We start from the raw sequence: 17507 nt of genomic DNA, 5'->3' as shown, positions 1-17507 counted from the left end.
AATGTAAAACAAAACGGACGATGAGTTTCCTCAATCGCCCGTTTCTTTTCTTGTAAATAAAATTTTAGTGTTTTGGTGTGAAACCGTCTTCACTTAATTCTCTATGTTCATAATCTGCTACCATTTCGGTTGCATAATCTGTTTTTTCTTTCTTACCTAATCTACGTGTAATACCATCGAAAATCGAATATACCACTGGAACGATGATCAAGGTCAAGAACAAGGATGAAATCAATCCACCAATGATTACGAACGCCAAACCATTGTTCATTTCGGCAGCAGCACCTTTTGCCAAGGCAATTGGAATCATCCCAAAAACCATCGCAATGGTAGTCATCAAAATCGGACGTAAACGTGCGTGGTTGGCTTGAATCAATGCGTTAAAGGTATTTTCACCAGCTGCTTTACGTTGGTTGGTAAAGTCGACAATCAAAATCGCATTCTTACACACCAAACCAATCAACATGATCATACCCAAAATCGTAAATACGTTGATGGAATTATTGGTCAATCCTAAGATGATCATTACCCCAATCAAAGACAAAGGAATCGAGAACAATACGACAAACGGGTGAACATAACTATTGTACAATCCTACCATCACCAAATAAACCAAGATGATAGCCGCTAACAATGCGATACCCAAAGTTCCGAAACCATCACCCTGCATTTCCATATCACCACCCCATTTGTAGCTTACACCTACTGGGCGTTCCAATTGAGAGAATTTCGCTTCCCATTCGCCTGCAACATCCCCAACTGGACGACCTACAACTTGTGCATTAACGTTTACAGAAGGTGATTTATCACGTCTCTCCAACAAACTTGGCCCTGAACTTTCTTCTACCGAAGCAAATTGTGATAATTTAATTTTCTGTCCCATGTTGTTGACAAAAATCAAATTACGAACATCATTGATATCGGAACGGTTGAATTGATCATAGCGAATGTTGATGTCATATTCGTATTCACCTGCTCTAAATTTCGCATCGGTATTTCCACTGAAGGCTGTTTGCATGGTCATTCCAACAGTTCCTAAATCCAATCCCAAAGCAGACATTTTATCACGATCTACTTGAACATTGATTTCAGGATTTCCATCTTCTACTGATAATTCGATTTCAGAAGAACCTGGAATTTTACGCAATTCAGCTTCTGCCTTTTTTGCAAATTCCATAGCCGATTCCAAATTTGATCCTACCACCACCAATTGCAACGGCGCTTGGTCAGCACCCATTAAACCAACTGGCATGGTGTTTACTTTTGCGTTGACCAATAAGGATTCTAATTCTCTTCTTGTTTTCGCAGCGAAAATGAAGGTACTTTCAGTCAATTCTGATTTGTCTTTCAAAATCACACTGATTTCCCCCTGATAGGAAGTTGCTTGACTTGCTCCAAATCCAGAACTTGTTTGCCCAACCATCGTAATCAAATCGACCACTTCTGGCTTTTCACGTAAATATTTTTCTGCTTTTTGGATGACGATATTGGTTTGTTCCAAAGAAGCATCTTTTGGCAATTCAATTTGAACCAAGAATTCACCACGGTCCATTTTAGGGAAGAATTCGGTTCCGACAAAGCCCATTCCAACCAATGACATCGATCCGAAGAACAATAGAATTGCAATCACCATGGTGATAACTTTGTTGTACCAAGTTTTTAAACACCATTCCAAAATTCCAGAAATCCAATGCGTAAAACGCTCCAAAATTCCTTCAAACCATAAGATGAATTTTTGGAATAAGTTTTTCCCTGTCATATGTTCCAATTTCCCGAAACGAGAAGATAACCAAGGAACGATGGTAAACGATGCCAAATAAGAGAATCCAGTCGCAATCATTACCGTCACACAGAATTGTTTGATAATGTTAGAAACCAAATCATTACTCATCGAAATCGGCAAGAATACCACGATAATTACCAAGGTAATCGCCATAACGGTAAATCCGATTTCAGAAGCACCATCGTAAGCTGCACGAACTTTATTTTTTCCCATTTCCATGTGGCGGTGGATGTTCTCCAATACCACAATCGCGTCATCGACCAAAATACCGACCACCAAGGAAAGAGCTACCAAGGACATCAAGTTCAAGGTATAACCCAAGAAATAAATTCCAATGAAGGTTGCAATCAAGGAAACCGGAATCGTAATCATAACGATAAATGCGTTTCGGATGCTGTGTAAGAACAACAACATCACCACCGCAACCAAGAAGATCGCCAAGAAAATATCGAAGATTACGTTATTTGCTGCCACAAGGGTAAATTCTGAGGTATCGTTGGCGATTTTCAAATTCAATTCATTGGCTTTGTAATCCTCTTCAATTTGGGAAATGGCATTTCTTACTTCTTCCGAAACCGCTACAGCATTGGCATCGGATTGTTTCATAACTTGAATCAAAATCGCATCAGATTGATTCAATCGTGCAATTTTCTCTACGTCTTTTTGGGAATCTTGAACGTCCGCAATATCACCTAAACGAATTTGCACACCATTTTGACTACTTACGACTAAATTTCGTAATTCTTCAATGGATTTGTATTTTCCCGACAGACGAATCAAAGTAGAATTTTCACGCGTTTTGACGTTACCTGTCGGGAAATCTAAGTTCGAAGATTGAATCATTTGGCTCACAGCAGGAACCGAAAGTCCATATCCTTCTAATTTATTTTGATCTAAATTGACTTGAATTTCACGTTCTTGTCCACCCACTAAATTCACTTGCGCCACACCAGGAACACGTGAAATAATCGGTTGAATTTTCTTGTCCAAAAGGTCGTAAAATTCGGCACTGTTCATTTTTGCTGTACCCGCAATGGTGATGATCGGCATATCGTCCATGGAGAATTTCACCAAAGACGGCGGATCTGCATCGTCTGGTAATTCCGATAGTATGGAATTTACTTTACGTTGCGCATCATTGAGGGCATAATTGACATCGGCTCCCGTGTTGAGTTCGATCATCACGACCGATAAACTTTCATAGGATTTCGATTCAATTTTTTTCACGTTCTCCAAGGAGGAAACAGCGTCCTCAATCTTTTTGGAAACGGTATTTTCAATTTCAGAAGGTGAAGCTCCCGGATAAACCGTGGATACCGTGATCACATTCACTTCAAATTTCGGGATCAATTCGTATCCTAATTGGGTATAGGAGAAAATACCTCCTAAAGTCAGTATGGTAAACAAGACCACAATCAATGTGGGTCTTTTAATGGATATTTCTGCTAGTTTCATTTTATACTTTTTAAGAATAAAGACAAGAGATGATAGAAAATAGATTCTTTAAGATAAACCAATTTGGAAGCCCATCGTCATGCGTTGAAATTCTTCAATTTTATCTTCAAAATAATTTAACTTCTTTGTGCTTAAATGTTTACGATGATGTGCAATAATGTGTTGAGTTGATAATTCAAAAGATGAACCAAAAGAAACATCTAAAAAATGACTAAATGATTTATCAGTTCTCGCAGAACCTTCTGCTATGTTACTTGGCATAGAAACCGAACATCTACTTAATTGTGATGATAAATCGTATTTTTCGTGTACAGGGAAATCGACTAATAAATCTGAAATTTCATTTGCTATTTCAATTCCCAACTGCCAAATTTTTAAATTCTTATAATTATGTCTTTTTCCTGAATTCATCCTTTTCTATATTCTCTATTCTATTCTCCTGATTAGTTAATAACTTTTACCGTTTTGCCATCGATCAAGTTGATTTGACCACTTGTCACAACTGTTTGACCATCATTCAACCCACCCAAAACTTCGATTAAATCTCCAAAGTTTCTTCCAGCTTGAACTTTCACCAATTTGGCTTTACCATTTTCCACAACAAAAACTTCACTGTTGTTCAATCCACCTACAAAAGCTTCACGCGAAACCACTAAAACAGGTTTTCCTTTCACTTCATCGTCAGCCGAAGAGAAAACAGCTGTTCCATACATACCTGCTTTCAATTCATTTCCTGCAGTATTGGAAACTTGAATTTCTACTGGGAAGTTCAAAGAAGCAGATGCTTTTGGAGCAATGAACGTAATTTTCCCTGTGAATTCTTTATCAGGATACACACTCGCTTTTACTTTGATCACATCTCCTACTTTGAAACGTATGATTTGACTTTCGTCTACTTCGGTACGTAATTTCAAAGTTCCTACATTCACGATTTCAAACATTTGAGCACCTGGAGAAACATAAGATCCTGGTTCAATGAAACGTTGGTTGACTACACCGCTAATTGTTGCACGAACGGTTGTATCTCCTACTCTAATTTTCGCTTGGTCCAATTGTGCCTTTGCATTTTTCAATTGCAAACGAGACATATCAACTTGTTGTTGAGTTACACCACCCGTTTTCAAAGCGTTCTCGTAACGTTGATTGTCAGCTACTGCATTTTGATAAGCCGCTTGAGCCGCAGTTAAATCAATGGATTGAGAGTCTCCTCGAATAATTGCAAGGGTTTGCCCAACTTTCACATAAGAACCTTCATCTACCATCACACGCAAAACTTTTCCTGAAACTTCAGATGGAAAAATCATTTCTTGATAGGGTTCAAACGTACCATTTGATACATAGTCTGTGTTGATATTTTGAAAAGAAACTTTGCTCACATTGACCGCAATACTATCGTTTACTTGCGCTACGATTTTGGTTTCTTCTTCTGACTTCTTTTTATTATTTACCAATGTCATCCCAGCCCAAACAACTAAGCCGATTACTGCTACTGCGATTAGTAAATTCTTTACAATTTTCATATCTAAGGTAATTATTTGTTTATTTTAATGAATTAAGTTCTGCTTTTGATTTCAACAATTGTATTTCTGCCAATTTGAATTGCAATACAGCGTTGGAATAATTATTACGAGCATTTACCAATGCACTTTCGGCCTCCAACAAATCCGTTAAGGTTGCCAATCCCAATTGGTAATTACTTTGAGTATTGTTGACTACTTTTTCTGCCAATTTTACGTTTTCCCCTTGGTTTTCAATGTCTATATAACTGTTTTCAATTTGGGTTTTGGCATTTTGGTATTCCAAATCCAAACCTAATTTGGTGTCTGCAATATCTTGTTCCAATTGACGCAGTTCTATATCTGCTTGACTCACACGAGCACGATTGGCAAATCCGCTAAAAATTGGAACACGTAAATTCAAACTGATGGAAGCAAAATCTGACCAATAAACGCCGTTTTCTAAACCTGAACCGATGGGAAATTTATCACCTTGTCCCATGTAGTTATAACCGGCAGACAAGGACAAACTCGGATAATACGCAGCTTTACGAGCTTCTTTTTGCAATTCCAACAATTCAGATTGCTTGTTCAATAGTTTCAATTCGGTACGGCTTTCTGTATTCACTTGATCGGCTAATAGAAATTCTTCCACTTGGAATTCATTATCGGCCAATTCAATCGGTTGAGCAATTGGCATTCCCATGTAGAATTTCAAAGAATTCTCTAACAAAGAAACCGCATTGATCAATTGTTGACGAGAAGATTTCAAATTGGTCAATTGAACATCTACACGATCTAAATCAATTTCTCTAGCCAAACCATTGTCAAATAAACTTTTGATGATGGAACGTGTTTTCTCCACATTGGTCATGCTTTCTTCTATCGTACTTAACTGTTCTTTTTGAACATATACGTTGTAGTAAGCAGTTGCCACGCGTTCGATGACTTGTTCATCTGTTAATTCGGCATTGATTAAATAAAATTCGCGGGTTGTTTTTGCTGCTTTCAATCCTGTGAACACTGTTTTATCAAATAAGTTTTGATTTAAGGTCACGCCACCAATTGCATTCCACTTTTGACCCATTGCTAAAATGATGAATGGATCTGGAGATTGTTCTCCACCAGGAAAACTACTCGATGGAATAGCTGTTTCTTGCAAAATCGGATTATAGGTAATAGAACCATTGGCGCTAATATTTGGCAAAGCTCCTGCACGAGCTTCTTGAATCAAATATTCACTGTTTTCAATTTGCAACTGCGCTTTTTTTGCTTCCGCTTTGTTCTCCAACGCATAATTGATTGCCTCACGCAAATCAATTACTTGAGATTCTTGCGCAAAACTTGTCCCTGCCATAAAGGCAATGAATAAACTGTATTTTAAAGACTTAAAATTCATCTTCTTTCGGTATTATTTTTTAAATAAAATTTTCATGATTACTTCTTTTCTCTCATTGATAATTCGCTCAAATTCTTTATCGTCTAACCTCATAGATTTCTGTAGCAAAGGTCTTACAGCAAACGGAAAGGACACAAGCGAAGCGATATTAAAAATGAATTGAATAGGGTCCATTTCTTCAATATTTCCTGCTTTCACTTCCTTTTCAAATTCGTAATTGAATGCCTTGATAAAACGATGGTAGTCTTCTTCATTTTGATAATAGCATCCATCATTGATTCGAGAAACTATATAGGTTTCCAAGTAAGGAAACTCGTTACCCAATTTAAAAGAGTCGTCTATGTATTTTTCAATTTTTTGTTTAAAAGGCAAATCAGACTTTAAAATGTTTTCTCGCTGCTCATCTTCCTTTTTTATCGCATCTTCAAAAATCATATTGAAAAGATTGTCTCTAGAGCGGAAGTAATAATTGATCAAGGTCCTATTTACACCTGCGGCATCGGCAATCTCTTGCGTAGTGGCATTGAATTTACCTTCTACGAAGAAAAGCCGCTTTGCAGTGGACTTGATAATTTCTTCTGTTTCGTCTTTTTTCATTTCAAATTGATTGTTTAATAAAAATGTTCAACAATTATGTTTGACATTTTTGTCAAACAGCAAATCTAAGGCCAAAATATTTCTCACAAATGGTGATTTTTATCAGATTTTAAAAAAATTGCCATTCTTTCATTCCCAAGAAATCTTTCTATATTTCCAACTGATTATTTATTCAACTATGAAATTCACTATTTGCTATCTAACCATTTTATTCCTGTTTTTTTCTAGTATTACTTTTGGACAATTCTCCCAAAAAAATCTAGAAAAACATATTTCTTATTTGGCTTCAGACAAAATGAAAGGAAGAGAAACGGGTTCGAATCAAGTGTTGAAAGCTGCGAATTACATCGAAAAAGAATTCAAGAAATATGGCTTAATGCCAAAAGGAACTGAAGGCTATCGACAAGAATTTATCGCAAGAATTAGAAAGGTCGTGGTAAAAGATAGTGTTCGAGTTGCAGAGAATGTGATCGGTTTTATTGACAACAACGCGCCTAAAACGATTGTGATTGGAGCTCATTATGATCATATTGGACATGGAAAAATGAGCTCACGCGATACCTTGAACATTGGAAAAGTTCACAATGGAGCCGATGATAATGCATCAGGTGTTGCTGGGATGTTGGAATTGGCAAGAATTTATGCTACAAATGACATTCAAGAGGATTTCAATCTTTTATTCATTGCGTTTGGAGCGGAAGAATTGGGACTATTGGGATCAAAATATTTTACGGAAAAGCCAACGATTCCGTTGAATACCATTCATTGGATGTTGAATTTTGATATGATTGGACGATACCAAGAAGAAAATGGTTTGGCCATCATAGGACATGGAACCAGTTCGAAATTTCCAGGAATCACTGAGGGTATTGTTTCGGACATCAAATTTCATACAAGCAAGGATGGAAATGGCGGTTCTGACCAAACTTCCTTTTACCGAAAAGATATTCCCGTTTTGTTTTTTCACACTGGTGGTCATCCAGATTATCATGGTTCGGGAGACGATGAGGAAAAAATCAACTACAAAGCTTTGCACTCCATTTTAAAAATCGCCAAAGAGGTTCTTGACAACTCTATGAAAGTGGAGGAAATGGATTTTGTGTGGACAAACTAAAGGATTTACGATTTACAATATTTGATATACGATACTAAATTTAAAAATTCAAACCGTTGACATTTAGGCGTAAATTGGCTTGCGTATCGATCACAACCGTCATATTGGATGGAAAAACCAAAATTTGAACAGGTTGAAAATCTATTACATTTCCTTTTAAAAAGATTCCCGGATAATATTCTTTATTGAAACTATCAGTCAAACTTTCTTTGGACATTTTGATGATATCGCCCATTGGAATTCCATATTCGTCCGCAATCATACGTTTGATCTTTCCCTCAAAAAGCGTGGTGATGGTTTTATGAAATAAGTTTCTTGATTTCAATTGAAATTTCACATCACGAAGCGCAATGCGTTGTTTTGCTTGGTCGTAATAAGGAAATCCTTTGATGATGGTCGTTCCGCGAATTTCTCCTTCTGTATGAACTTCAATCACCACCAAATCATCTTCGGGATACATTTTCATATCCGTAATTTTCACTTTGTTCTTTTCAGATGTCAAGACAAATTCTTGTCCGACAAATTGTTGTTTCGCCAATTCTGTTGCTTTCTCAAAGGTCACATTGGCAGTCGTTTTCAAACTAAAATCGGTTGGAATTTCCTTTTTCAACACATAATTTGGAAAACTCATAGCCAAAGGAGAGGTCATCGGAATTTGACCAATATAAGTTTCCGAATACAGATCCAGCCCTACTGTTCCTTTGATATAATTGGAATAAATGGTTATCGGTGTCATATAAACCGTTCCAGGTGTAATCTTCAACCAAGTTTTGTATTCGGGCGAAATATTTATTGGTGCGTTGAAGTTGTTCCATACCATCAACAAATAAGGCTTCAAATCAAAAGATTCTTTGACTTGTTCGTCTATCACGGTGGTAAATTTCGCTTGCTGTTCTTTCAAAGTAGATTCAATGAGAGAAGCGATCGGAATCTTCACTGATCCATAATCCAAAATAGGTTTGGTTGTCCAATCAAAACCATAGGTTGTTGTTTTGGTTTCCAAAGTCCAATCAGGTTTGAATTCAACCGATGAAATAAATTTCATGACAATTGTAAAATTGGTATCCTGATATACATATTTCCCTAAAGCTCCATATCCCTTTTCAGCCCAAATTTGCAAAGGAACTTCAATTAAAAAACGATTGTCTTTTAAGGCTGTTAATTTGATCGCTCCATATTTATCAACCTTAACTTTGAATTGATCGTTATCATTATCGGTAAAAGAATTGTCTTGGTAAATCGTTCCTTTGATGGAATTGTTGACCAATTGATTGATTTCCTCAATCGAAATGGAAATGGGAACCGAAATACTCGATTTGATTTTCGGAAATATATGTAGGTTTTGATTTGTTTGTCCCCAACCAAGAATGGCAAGTAGTAGAAAAACACTAATAATAAATGAAGATGAATGGACTTTCATATTCCAATATTTATTTGGATTTGATTTAGCAAAGATAGAACCAATTTTCTTGGGAGTTGGATCCTCCTACGGCGGACAAGGGATGGAAGTTGGGAGTTAATATTATTTAATTCGAAATAGATTTCGTCTAAAAAAGAAAAATCAAGCATCTGTTTGAATGCTTGATTTCTCCTGTATTCAAATTAGGAACAAATCTTAATCGATTCGTTCGTTTTTAATTTCTTCTACGATTTCTGGATTTAATAAAGTTGTAATATCGCCGAAATTAGAGAAATCACCTTCGGCAATTTTGCGTAAAATTCGACGCATTATCTTTCCTGATCGAGTTTTTGGTAAACCTGATACGAATTGAATTTTGTCCAATTTCGCAATCGGTCCGATGTGACTTGCGATATGTTCGTTGATTTCGCGTCGTAAATTATCTCGGTCGCGCCCTTCTCCTCTTTCTTTCAGGGTAATGAATCCGTACAAAGCATTTCCTTTGATGTCGTGTGGGAATCCAACAATGGCCGATTCCGCTACAGCAGGATGTTCGTTGATGGCATCCTCAATCGGTGCAGTTCCTAAATTATGTCCGGAAACGATCACTACATCGTCTACTCGACCGGTAATTCGGTAATAGCCTACCTCGTCACGCAAAGCTCCGTCGCCTGTGAAATATTTGCCTCGGAAGGCAGAAAAATAAGTATCGATATAGCGTTGGTGATCACCCCAAATGGTTCTGGCAATTCCAGGCCAAGGGAATTTGATACACAAACTACCTACCACTTGGTTGTCATCGATTTCGTTTCGACGTTCGTCCATTAAAACGGGTTGAATTCCTGGCAATGGTAAAGTTGCATAAGTCGGTTTGGTCGGCGTGATGAAAGGCAAAGGTGCGATCATAATTCCACCTGTTTCGGTTTGCCACCAAGTATCGGTAATCGGTGCCGTTTTTCGTCCGACGTGGTTGTTGTACCAGTGCCAAGCTTCCTCGTTAATCGGTTCACCTACGGAACCCAAAACTTTGATGGAACTCAAATCGTGCTTTTCGATATAACTTAAATTTTCTTTTGCTAAAGCGCGAATGGCAGTTGGAGCTGTATAAAATTGGTTGACTTTGTGCTTGTCGATGATGTCCCAGAATCGGCTAAAATCGGGATAAGATGGAACGCCTTCAAAAATAACCGTCGTCGCACCGTTTAAAAGTGGTCCGTACACAATGTAGGAATGTCCTGTAATCCAGCCGATGTCGGCGGTACACCAATAGACATCGTCGCCTTTGTAATTGAAAATATTTTTGAAAGTGAAGGCGGTGTACACCATATAACCCGCGGTCGTATGCACCATTCCTTTGGGTTTTCCTGTCGAACCTGAAGTGTATAAAATAAACAAAGGATCTTCGGCATCCATAATTTCGGCTACGTTGTCTTTGGCAGCAGCATCGAGCAAAGGTTGAATCCAATGGTCACGACCTTCTTTCATTTGGACTTCTGAATTGGTACGATTGACCACCAAAACTGATTCTACCGAAGGGCAAGTTTGCAAAGCTTCATCTACAATTCCTTTTAAGTCGATGGCTTTGTTTCCACGATAGGAACCGTCGGATGTGATGACCATTTTACATTCGGAATCTTGAATTCGCGAAGCAACTGCCGAAGCAGAAAATCCGGCGAAAACGACGGAATGAATGGCACCAATTCGGGCGCAAGCCAACAAGGAAACGGCCAATTCAGGAATCATTGGTAAGTAAATACAAACACGATCTCCTTTTTGAATTCCTTTCTCTTTTAACACATTGGCCATTCGGCAAACACGTTCGTGCAATTCGCTATAGGTGATATGCTGAGCAGCTTCGTCGGGATTATTGGGTTCGAAAATGATGGCTGTTTTGTCGCCTCGTTTGTTGAGATGACGATCTAAACAGTTTCTGGCTATGTTCAATTTGGCATTTTTGAACCATTTGAAATCGGCATTGATCATATCGTATTCCAAAACTTTGTCCCACTTTTGGTACCAAATAAAGTTTTCGTCTGCTACTCTACCCCAGAATTCTTCGGGTTCGCGTACCGATTTGTTATAGATTTTAAAGTATTTCTCTAAGCTGTCTATTTTGTAATAATTCATGTTTCTAATTTAATCAATTTATCCAAACCTAAATTCAAATTCATCCAAAGAAATAGGAACTTATCTGTTTTTATATTCGGTTAATGCATCTTGAATTTCGTCTAAAATCAGTTCGTCATCAATGGTCGAAGGAACTTGAAATTCGACTCCATCTACGATACTTCGCAAGATTTTTCGCAAGATTTTCCCTGAACGGGTTTTCGGTAAACGATTGACCAATAAAACATTTTTCATCGAAGCCACCGCGCCAATTTTTTCACGAACCAATTGAATGATTTCGTATTCCAATTGGAAACTTTCCATTTCCTCACCTGCTTTCAAAACCACCATTGCAAAAGGAATTTGCCCTTTCAAATCATCGTTTACACCAATGACGGCACACTCTGCAACAGCAGGATGCGAAGCTACGACCTCTTCCATATCAGCGGTGGAAAGCCTATGACCCGCAACGTTTATAACATCATCTACTCGACCTGTGATATAGACGTAGCCGTCGGCATCTTTGTATCCGCCATCACCCGAGAAATAGTATCCTGGAAATTTCTCCAAATAACTCCCTTGAAAACGTTCCAAATTATTGTAAACGGTCATTAAAGTTCCCGGAGGAAGCGGTAATTTAATGGCAACATAGCCTTCTTCACCTGTTGGAAGAACTTCTCCATTTTCGTCTAAAATCTGAATATCATAGCCGCATACGGGTTTTCCTGAGGAGCCTGGTTTGTATGGAAATTGTTCCAATCCCATCATAATGGCGATCATCGGCCAGCCCGATTCGGTCTGCCACCAATGATCGATGACTGGAACGGGAATATGCTCGGTGAACCAATTTAAAGTTGCGACATCACAACGCTCGCCTGCTAAAAATTGGGTTCGCAAACAAGATAAATCGTAGTTTTTGATGAATTCTCCGTTAGGATCTTCTTTTTTAATGGCACGAATGGCGGTTGGTGCGGTAAACATGGTTCGAACTTGATGTTCTGAAATCACACGCCAAAACGTACTTGCATCGGGAGTGCGAACGGGTTTTCCTTCGAAAACGATTGTTGCATTTCGGTTGATCAATGGACCATAAACGGTATAACTATGGCCTACTGCCCATCCGATATCGGAAGCCGCCCAGAAAGTTTCGCCGGGTTGGGCGTTGTAAATGTATTTCATTGAGAATTTCAAGGCCGTGCAATAACCGCCTGTATCACGAACGATACCTTTTGGTTTTCCTGTGGTACCCGAAGTGTACAAAATGTACAATGGATGCGTGGATTCTACTGGAATGTAGTCGGCTTCTTCCGAACCATAAATCAAGGCATCGTAATCAATATCGTATTTTTTGAAAGGAATTCTCGCTCCTAATTTTCGGTTGAATACTACCACATTTAGTGGTTTGTGTTCCGAAAGTTCCATTGCTTCATCTACCAAAGGTTTGTAGGCAATTAAGCGATCGATTTCAATTCCCGAAGAAGCGGTTAAAATGACTTTGGGTTTGCAATCGTCAATTCTGATGGCTAATTCGTTGGGAGAAAAGCCTCCGAAAACGACCGAATGTGTGGCGCCAATTCTAGCACAAGCCAACATCGCATAGACAGCTTGTGGAATCATCGGCATATAAATAATGACCGTATCACCTTTTTCAACGCCTAACGAAAGAAGTCCTCCTGCAAGTTTTGCGACTTCGGTTTTGGCTTCGTGAAAGGTGATTTGCCTGATGGTTTGCGTGACTGGTGAGTCGTAAATGATGGCTACCTCATCTCCAAATCCGTCTTCGATGTGTTTGTCCAATGCCAAATAAGAAGCATTTAATTCACCATCTTTGAACCAAAGTGGATAATCATTTTCGTCTTTTGATAAGATGGTGTTTGGTGTTTTGAACCATTTGATTTGATGGGCTTGTTCTTCCCAAAATTCTTCCGCATTGTCTATGCTCTTGGCATAGAATTCCGTGTATTTCATCCCCAGTATGTATTAATTAAGATTTTAAATTTAGAAAAATCATTCAAAATTTCCGAGAATTATATATTAATTTAACATTAACTATACTCAATTAATACATATTCTAAATAAAAACACAGATTTCATTATCATATTAATAATTTAAGTTTTGAATAATAAACGGATATATTTCAATCAAATAAGAATATAATTTGGGTTTCAGACAAAAAAAAAACTCCCTTAAAAAGGGAGTTTTGCACTAAAAAAATTAGTTCTTATTTTTTAGATTCTTCCAAAGAAACTTTACGGAATTCTTTCATCAATTTCGTTAATTCCAAAGTTGCTTTACGAGCTCTAGTCCCAGCAGCTTTGTTTCCTTTTTCAGCTTGTAAGTCAGCGTCTACTTTGAATGCTTCGATTTCAGCATTGATTTTTGCAATCAGATCTTTCATTTTTATTAAAATTTAAATTTTAGTTTTCAAAAATAGAATATAATTGCACAAAACCTATATAAATAGAGGAAATTTTAAAATTTTGAGTGATAATTTCCACTAAAATCCATGAAATCTTGTTTTAAAGGTTGTAATGCGTGGAAATTCGAGCTGAAATTTCGTAATATTCTGAATTGAGGATAAGCTTCAAATTGGCTTGCTATACATGAATATTATCCTTTTATTATTTGTAAACCATGGTGTCTTTGGCTATGATCCAAATTACCGAATCAATTCGATAATCCCGATCATAATAATAGATCCTTTTTACAGGACTTCCATTTGATTTAACTTCTGTCAAATATTTTTCGTCCAAACGATAGACTAAAATGCTGTCGTCAACCAAATCTAATTCATCAACTAAATGAGCTTTATGTTCCTTCCATGATAAATATACATAGTCTTGAAACTCTTTGTCGGAAAAATTAACATACTGTGAATTTTCATTTTCAGGTTGATGAATCGCCCAAAACTCATCACCTCTCTTCACTAATTTCGAACTAGAATTGAAAGTGGGATCTTTGTATTTTCTATAATCAATCAAAATACTATCAGGATAATTTTTTACAACAAAACCTGCCTCATAATCCTTCTTGCTTTCCAGATACTGTGTATTATCAACGCAAGAAAAAAGAAAAAGAAAAATTGATAGATTTAGTAGTTGATGTCTTTTCACAGGATCTATTTAGTTTATATACTACGTACTTTTTCCTTAAGATGAATAAAATTGAAACTGAATAAATTAGATAACCAATATCCTAAAAAATGCTATCTTTCCTATTTAAACAAACGCCAAAAATTACCTTTCTGAGATTTCTTTCAATTTCTCCAAAGCTTTTGGATATTTTTCTTGAAAGTAACCGATATGATCATCCACCATATCAATTTCCACAATAACCGTTGTGATTCCCTTTTCTTCTTGAAATCGATAATTTTCATGTCCACCAGCCCAGTTTTCTACCATTTCGCCGGTTGTCACTTCTTTATCTCCGTCTATAAATCCATAATGTCTAGCAGACACAAATACTCCTGGAATATTCTCCTCAACCATGGAAACCATCCCTCCTCTTTTTCCCTTTTCGTCAAATCCCACGAATAGAATTTTACTTCCTTTTTCCCAATTTCCCTCATAAGTTGAAGTCGGATTGAAAGTCTTCGTCCAAAATTCGTAGGTTGATTTATCGCTTAATCCTAGCATTTTGTCATAAACCTTTTGAGCTGATGCTAGTATTTCCTGTTTGAATTCTAATTTTTTCATATTCGTTTCCAATTCATTTAACATTCAGTGGCTTAATTGATAACCAATTAATTCATCCATTAAAATTAACCATAAGAAATTAGAGATCGCTAAGTATTTTTAGAAAGTATTTTAAACAAGCTAAAAGATTAAGTTTCTTATTTCTAAAGTTTTCCTTGATGAACTATTAAATTTAATTTTAATAAAAATTCATTCAGTTTATTTTCATACACTCTTCATACACTATCTATGCTTTATCTATACATTATCTATTCTTTATCTAAAACGTAAAATAATTAATATTTCATGAAAAATTAATTTATATATATAAAAAGCCTCCCATATGGAGGCTTTTAGATTATTCTTTAATTAATTTATGAAGTGTCGTTTTTTGATTGGATTGTATCTTGACGAAATAGATTCCTGATTTAAGATCTCGAATATCAATCTTTTCATTTGGTTCGACCATTTGGTTCAAAACAATTTGTCCTAATTCGTTAAAGATTTTCACAAGAGCATTCGATGAATTTTGAATTTGGAAATAATTCATCGCTGGATTAGGATAAATTTTAACTTTAGGTAAGTTTGATTCATTTAAATTCAAAGAACCTTCATTGATAACGCCAACAGCATCCAAATCAAAACCTGAAGATGCAAAAGGAGTGGGATAAGGATCGTTTACTTTATTTCCAAACTGATCAAAACTTGCATATTCTGGATCAATCGAACCTACCACATCAATTAATTTCACATGCGTGATTTTCGATTTATCCAAGAGAGGATGCGCTTCTACATCATCCAAATCAAATGGAGTTCCAAACATAGCTCTGTATTTCCCAGCAAAATTATTGAGATAAGTAGGATCTACATTTCCAAATCCATCCACTTGGGTTTCGGTTTGTGTTTGGCTATGGGCTGGAAATCTGAAATAATTTTGACCGTCAGAACTTACTTCTACGAAAGCAATTTCTAAAAAAGTATCACTGAAACTGTTCTCAAAAACCGCAAAATCAAATCCAGGTCCATTTGCAATGGGTTTTTCAAATGTTAAAATAGCTGTTCCGCGATCACCTAAACTAACCACCACTCCATCTGCGATTCCTATAGCATCAGCATCTTGACCATAGGAAGCGAAATTGCTTCCTTGATCTTGTGCATTTGGATTGGCTATATTTATATAGCCTCTTGTTATTTGCGAAGTAGTTGCCCAATTCACAAACAATTCACTATCATAGGAAATGGCTGTTGAACCTTCTTGTCCCGCAGCTGGCGGATAAGACTGCGAAAATCCTTGGGTACAAAGCATTAATCCTGCAATGATTGTAAACTTTTTCATTATTGAACAATTAAACGATATGTAGAAACTTTATTCTGAAATTGAGTAGTAACTATATACACACCTTTTTCTAATCCTTGAACAGAAATTCCGTTTTTCGTATTGGAAGTAGTAAGAACTAATTTCCCCGTTAAATCAAAGATGCTGACTTTGTCTATCGATAAATCATTCACATAGAAAACAGTTGATGTTGGATTTGGATACAATTGAGATTTTGTCAATTCAACATCTGCTGTGTTCAATAAAATAACTTCATCTGTTGGTATAAATGGTCTTCTTTCACCAAAGCTGAATCCTGCCCATTTTCCATTTTCTAAATTGCTGGTTGCTATACTATTTTCTGTAACCCAATTAGAAAGGTCAGTTCCGATGAACGTTTTCCAAGGATTATCTTCAGATGAAATTCCTTCGAATTCGTTAAATGTAATGGATGAAATTTGATCTTCTGTAAGTGAAAATTCAAAATTTTCAACACGATTAGAAATTCGAGTTAATGCTTCTTCAACTGTAATTGTTTCTTCTTCGTATTGAATTCCAAAGGCAAATGAATTGGCTACGCCTTCTGTATCAGTTCCAAAATCCACAATCAAAATACTTCTGTTTTGACCTTCTCCAATCCAAGTATCTATATCTGATTCTGAAAACCATAAAGAAGAATAAGCAGGAATTGGAGTAACAGGATGCTCGGGTGAAGGGTTCATAAAACCGTAAGATGTTCCATACCATCTCTCATTTTGCAAGGGTTCCGAAATTCCTGCATTCATTGACATTGTTTCGGCTGTTTCACCCGACCAAGTACTCCACCAATCTGGATCTCCTTCCAATCCTTGGTGTGCGTTAAAAATGATGTCATTCAAAAATCCGCCATTGGATCCTGTTAGGTGTGAAAAGTTAGGTTCAGCATCTTCAATGGCTTGAAGCATTTGACCAAATGTTATATTTTGCCCTTCCTCATAACGAAAACCCCAAGCGTAAGAACGATCATCTGTTCCGTCTTTGAAATCAACGATTAAATAAGAAGTTTGAGAACCTTCGCCTACGTAAAATTTCACATCATTACTCGTGAATTGGCCCAATGCCAAAGAGCTAAATAGAATGGATAAAAAATAAATGAATTGTTTCATTTCGTTAAAATTTATAGTTTTAT

At 36.8% G+C, this 17507-nt stretch carries 14 protein-coding genes; 1 reads left to right on the top strand and 13 read right to left on the bottom strand.

Annotation, left to right across the window (positions count from 1 at the left end):
- Window positions 1–64 precede the first annotated feature (64 nt).
- From ABID46_RS06090 to ABID46_RS06070, 5 genes are read right to left on the bottom strand one after another with little or no spacing between them, the layout of a single operon-like run.
- A complete protein-coding gene (locus ABID46_RS06090; protein ID WP_354508116.1) occupies window positions 65–3238 on the bottom strand; it encodes an efflux RND transporter permease subunit in 3174 nt (1057 codons plus the stop codon).
- 48 nt (window positions 3239–3286) lie between these two features.
- Window positions 3287–3649: a four helix bundle protein gene (locus tag ABID46_RS06085; protein WP_354508114.1), complete on the bottom strand. Its 363-nt coding sequence runs from the start codon at window positions 3647–3649 to the stop codon at window positions 3287–3289.
- Between the two features lie 32 nt (window positions 3650–3681).
- Entirely contained in the window at window positions 3682–4758 is a 1077-nt protein-coding gene (locus tag ABID46_RS06080) for an efflux RND transporter periplasmic adaptor subunit (protein ID WP_354508112.1), read from the bottom strand.
- A gap of 19 nt (window positions 4759–4777) precedes the next feature.
- Complete coding sequence (locus tag ABID46_RS06075; protein WP_354508110.1) at window positions 4778–6133, bottom strand: TolC family protein; 1356 nt, start codon at window positions 6131–6133, stop codon at window positions 4778–4780.
- Between the two features lie 12 nt (window positions 6134–6145).
- The gene (locus ABID46_RS06070) at window positions 6146–6730 is read right to left on the bottom strand and encodes a TetR/AcrR family transcriptional regulator (protein ID WP_354508108.1); all 585 of its coding nucleotides are present in this window, start codon (window positions 6728–6730) and stop codon (window positions 6146–6148) included.
- Between the two features lie 295 nt (window positions 6731–7025).
- On the opposite strand from ABID46_RS06070, the gene ABID46_RS06065 reads away from it, so the two are divergent.
- On the top strand, window positions 7026–7844 hold the full coding sequence (locus ABID46_RS06065; RefSeq protein WP_354508106.1) for a M20/M25/M40 family metallo-hydrolase: 819 nt from the start codon (window positions 7026–7028) through the stop codon (window positions 7842–7844).
- 40 nt (window positions 7845–7884) lie between these two features.
- Here the strand turns inward: ABID46_RS06065 and ABID46_RS06060 are convergent, their stop codons facing one another.
- From ABID46_RS06060 to ABID46_RS06025, 8 genes are all read right to left on the bottom strand, one after another.
- Window positions 7885–9264 (bottom strand): DUF4403 family protein, encoded by a 1380-nt coding sequence (locus tag ABID46_RS06060; RefSeq protein WP_354508104.1) that lies wholly within the window; start codon window positions 9262–9264, stop codon window positions 7885–7887.
- Between the two features lie 195 nt (window positions 9265–9459).
- Complete coding sequence (acs, locus tag ABID46_RS06055; protein WP_354508102.1) at window positions 9460–11370, bottom strand: acetate--CoA ligase; 1911 nt, start codon at window positions 11368–11370, stop codon at window positions 9460–9462.
- Between the two features lie 60 nt (window positions 11371–11430).
- Entirely contained in the window at window positions 11431–13317 is a 1887-nt protein-coding gene (locus ABID46_RS06050; RefSeq protein ID WP_354508100.1) for an acetate--CoA ligase, read from the bottom strand.
- Between the two features lie 254 nt (window positions 13318–13571).
- A complete protein-coding gene (locus tag ABID46_RS06045) occupies window positions 13572–13748 on the bottom strand; it encodes a BF3379 family histone-like protein (protein ID WP_354508098.1) in 177 nt (58 codons plus the stop codon).
- 223 nt (window positions 13749–13971) lie between these two features.
- On the bottom strand, window positions 13972–14463 hold the full coding sequence (locus tag ABID46_RS06040) for a hypothetical protein (protein WP_354508096.1): 492 nt from the start codon (window positions 14461–14463) through the stop codon (window positions 13972–13974).
- A gap of 123 nt (window positions 14464–14586) precedes the next feature.
- On the bottom strand, window positions 14587–15045 hold the full coding sequence (locus ABID46_RS06035) for an SRPBCC domain-containing protein (RefSeq protein ID WP_354508094.1): 459 nt from the start codon (window positions 15043–15045) through the stop codon (window positions 14587–14589).
- Between the two features lie 337 nt (window positions 15046–15382).
- Window positions 15383–16360, bottom strand: a complete 978-nt coding sequence (locus tag ABID46_RS06030; protein ID WP_354508092.1) for a T9SS type A sorting domain-containing protein — start codon at window positions 16358–16360, stop codon at window positions 15383–15385.
- Complete coding sequence (locus tag ABID46_RS06025; protein ID WP_354508090.1) at window positions 16360–17484, bottom strand: T9SS type A sorting domain-containing protein; 1125 nt, start codon at window positions 17482–17484, stop codon at window positions 16360–16362. Before ABID46_RS06025 ends, ABID46_RS06030 begins: the two co-directional genes overlap by 1 nt.
- Window positions 17485–17507 lie beyond the last annotated feature (23 nt).

Source organism: Moheibacter stercoris (assembly GCF_040545805.1).
Lineage (GTDB): Bacteria > Bacteroidota > Bacteroidia > Flavobacteriales > Weeksellaceae > Moheibacter > Moheibacter stercoris.
The sequence above is the reverse complement of the archived record's forward strand: the minus strand, read 5'-3'. Positions and strand labels throughout refer to the sequence as shown.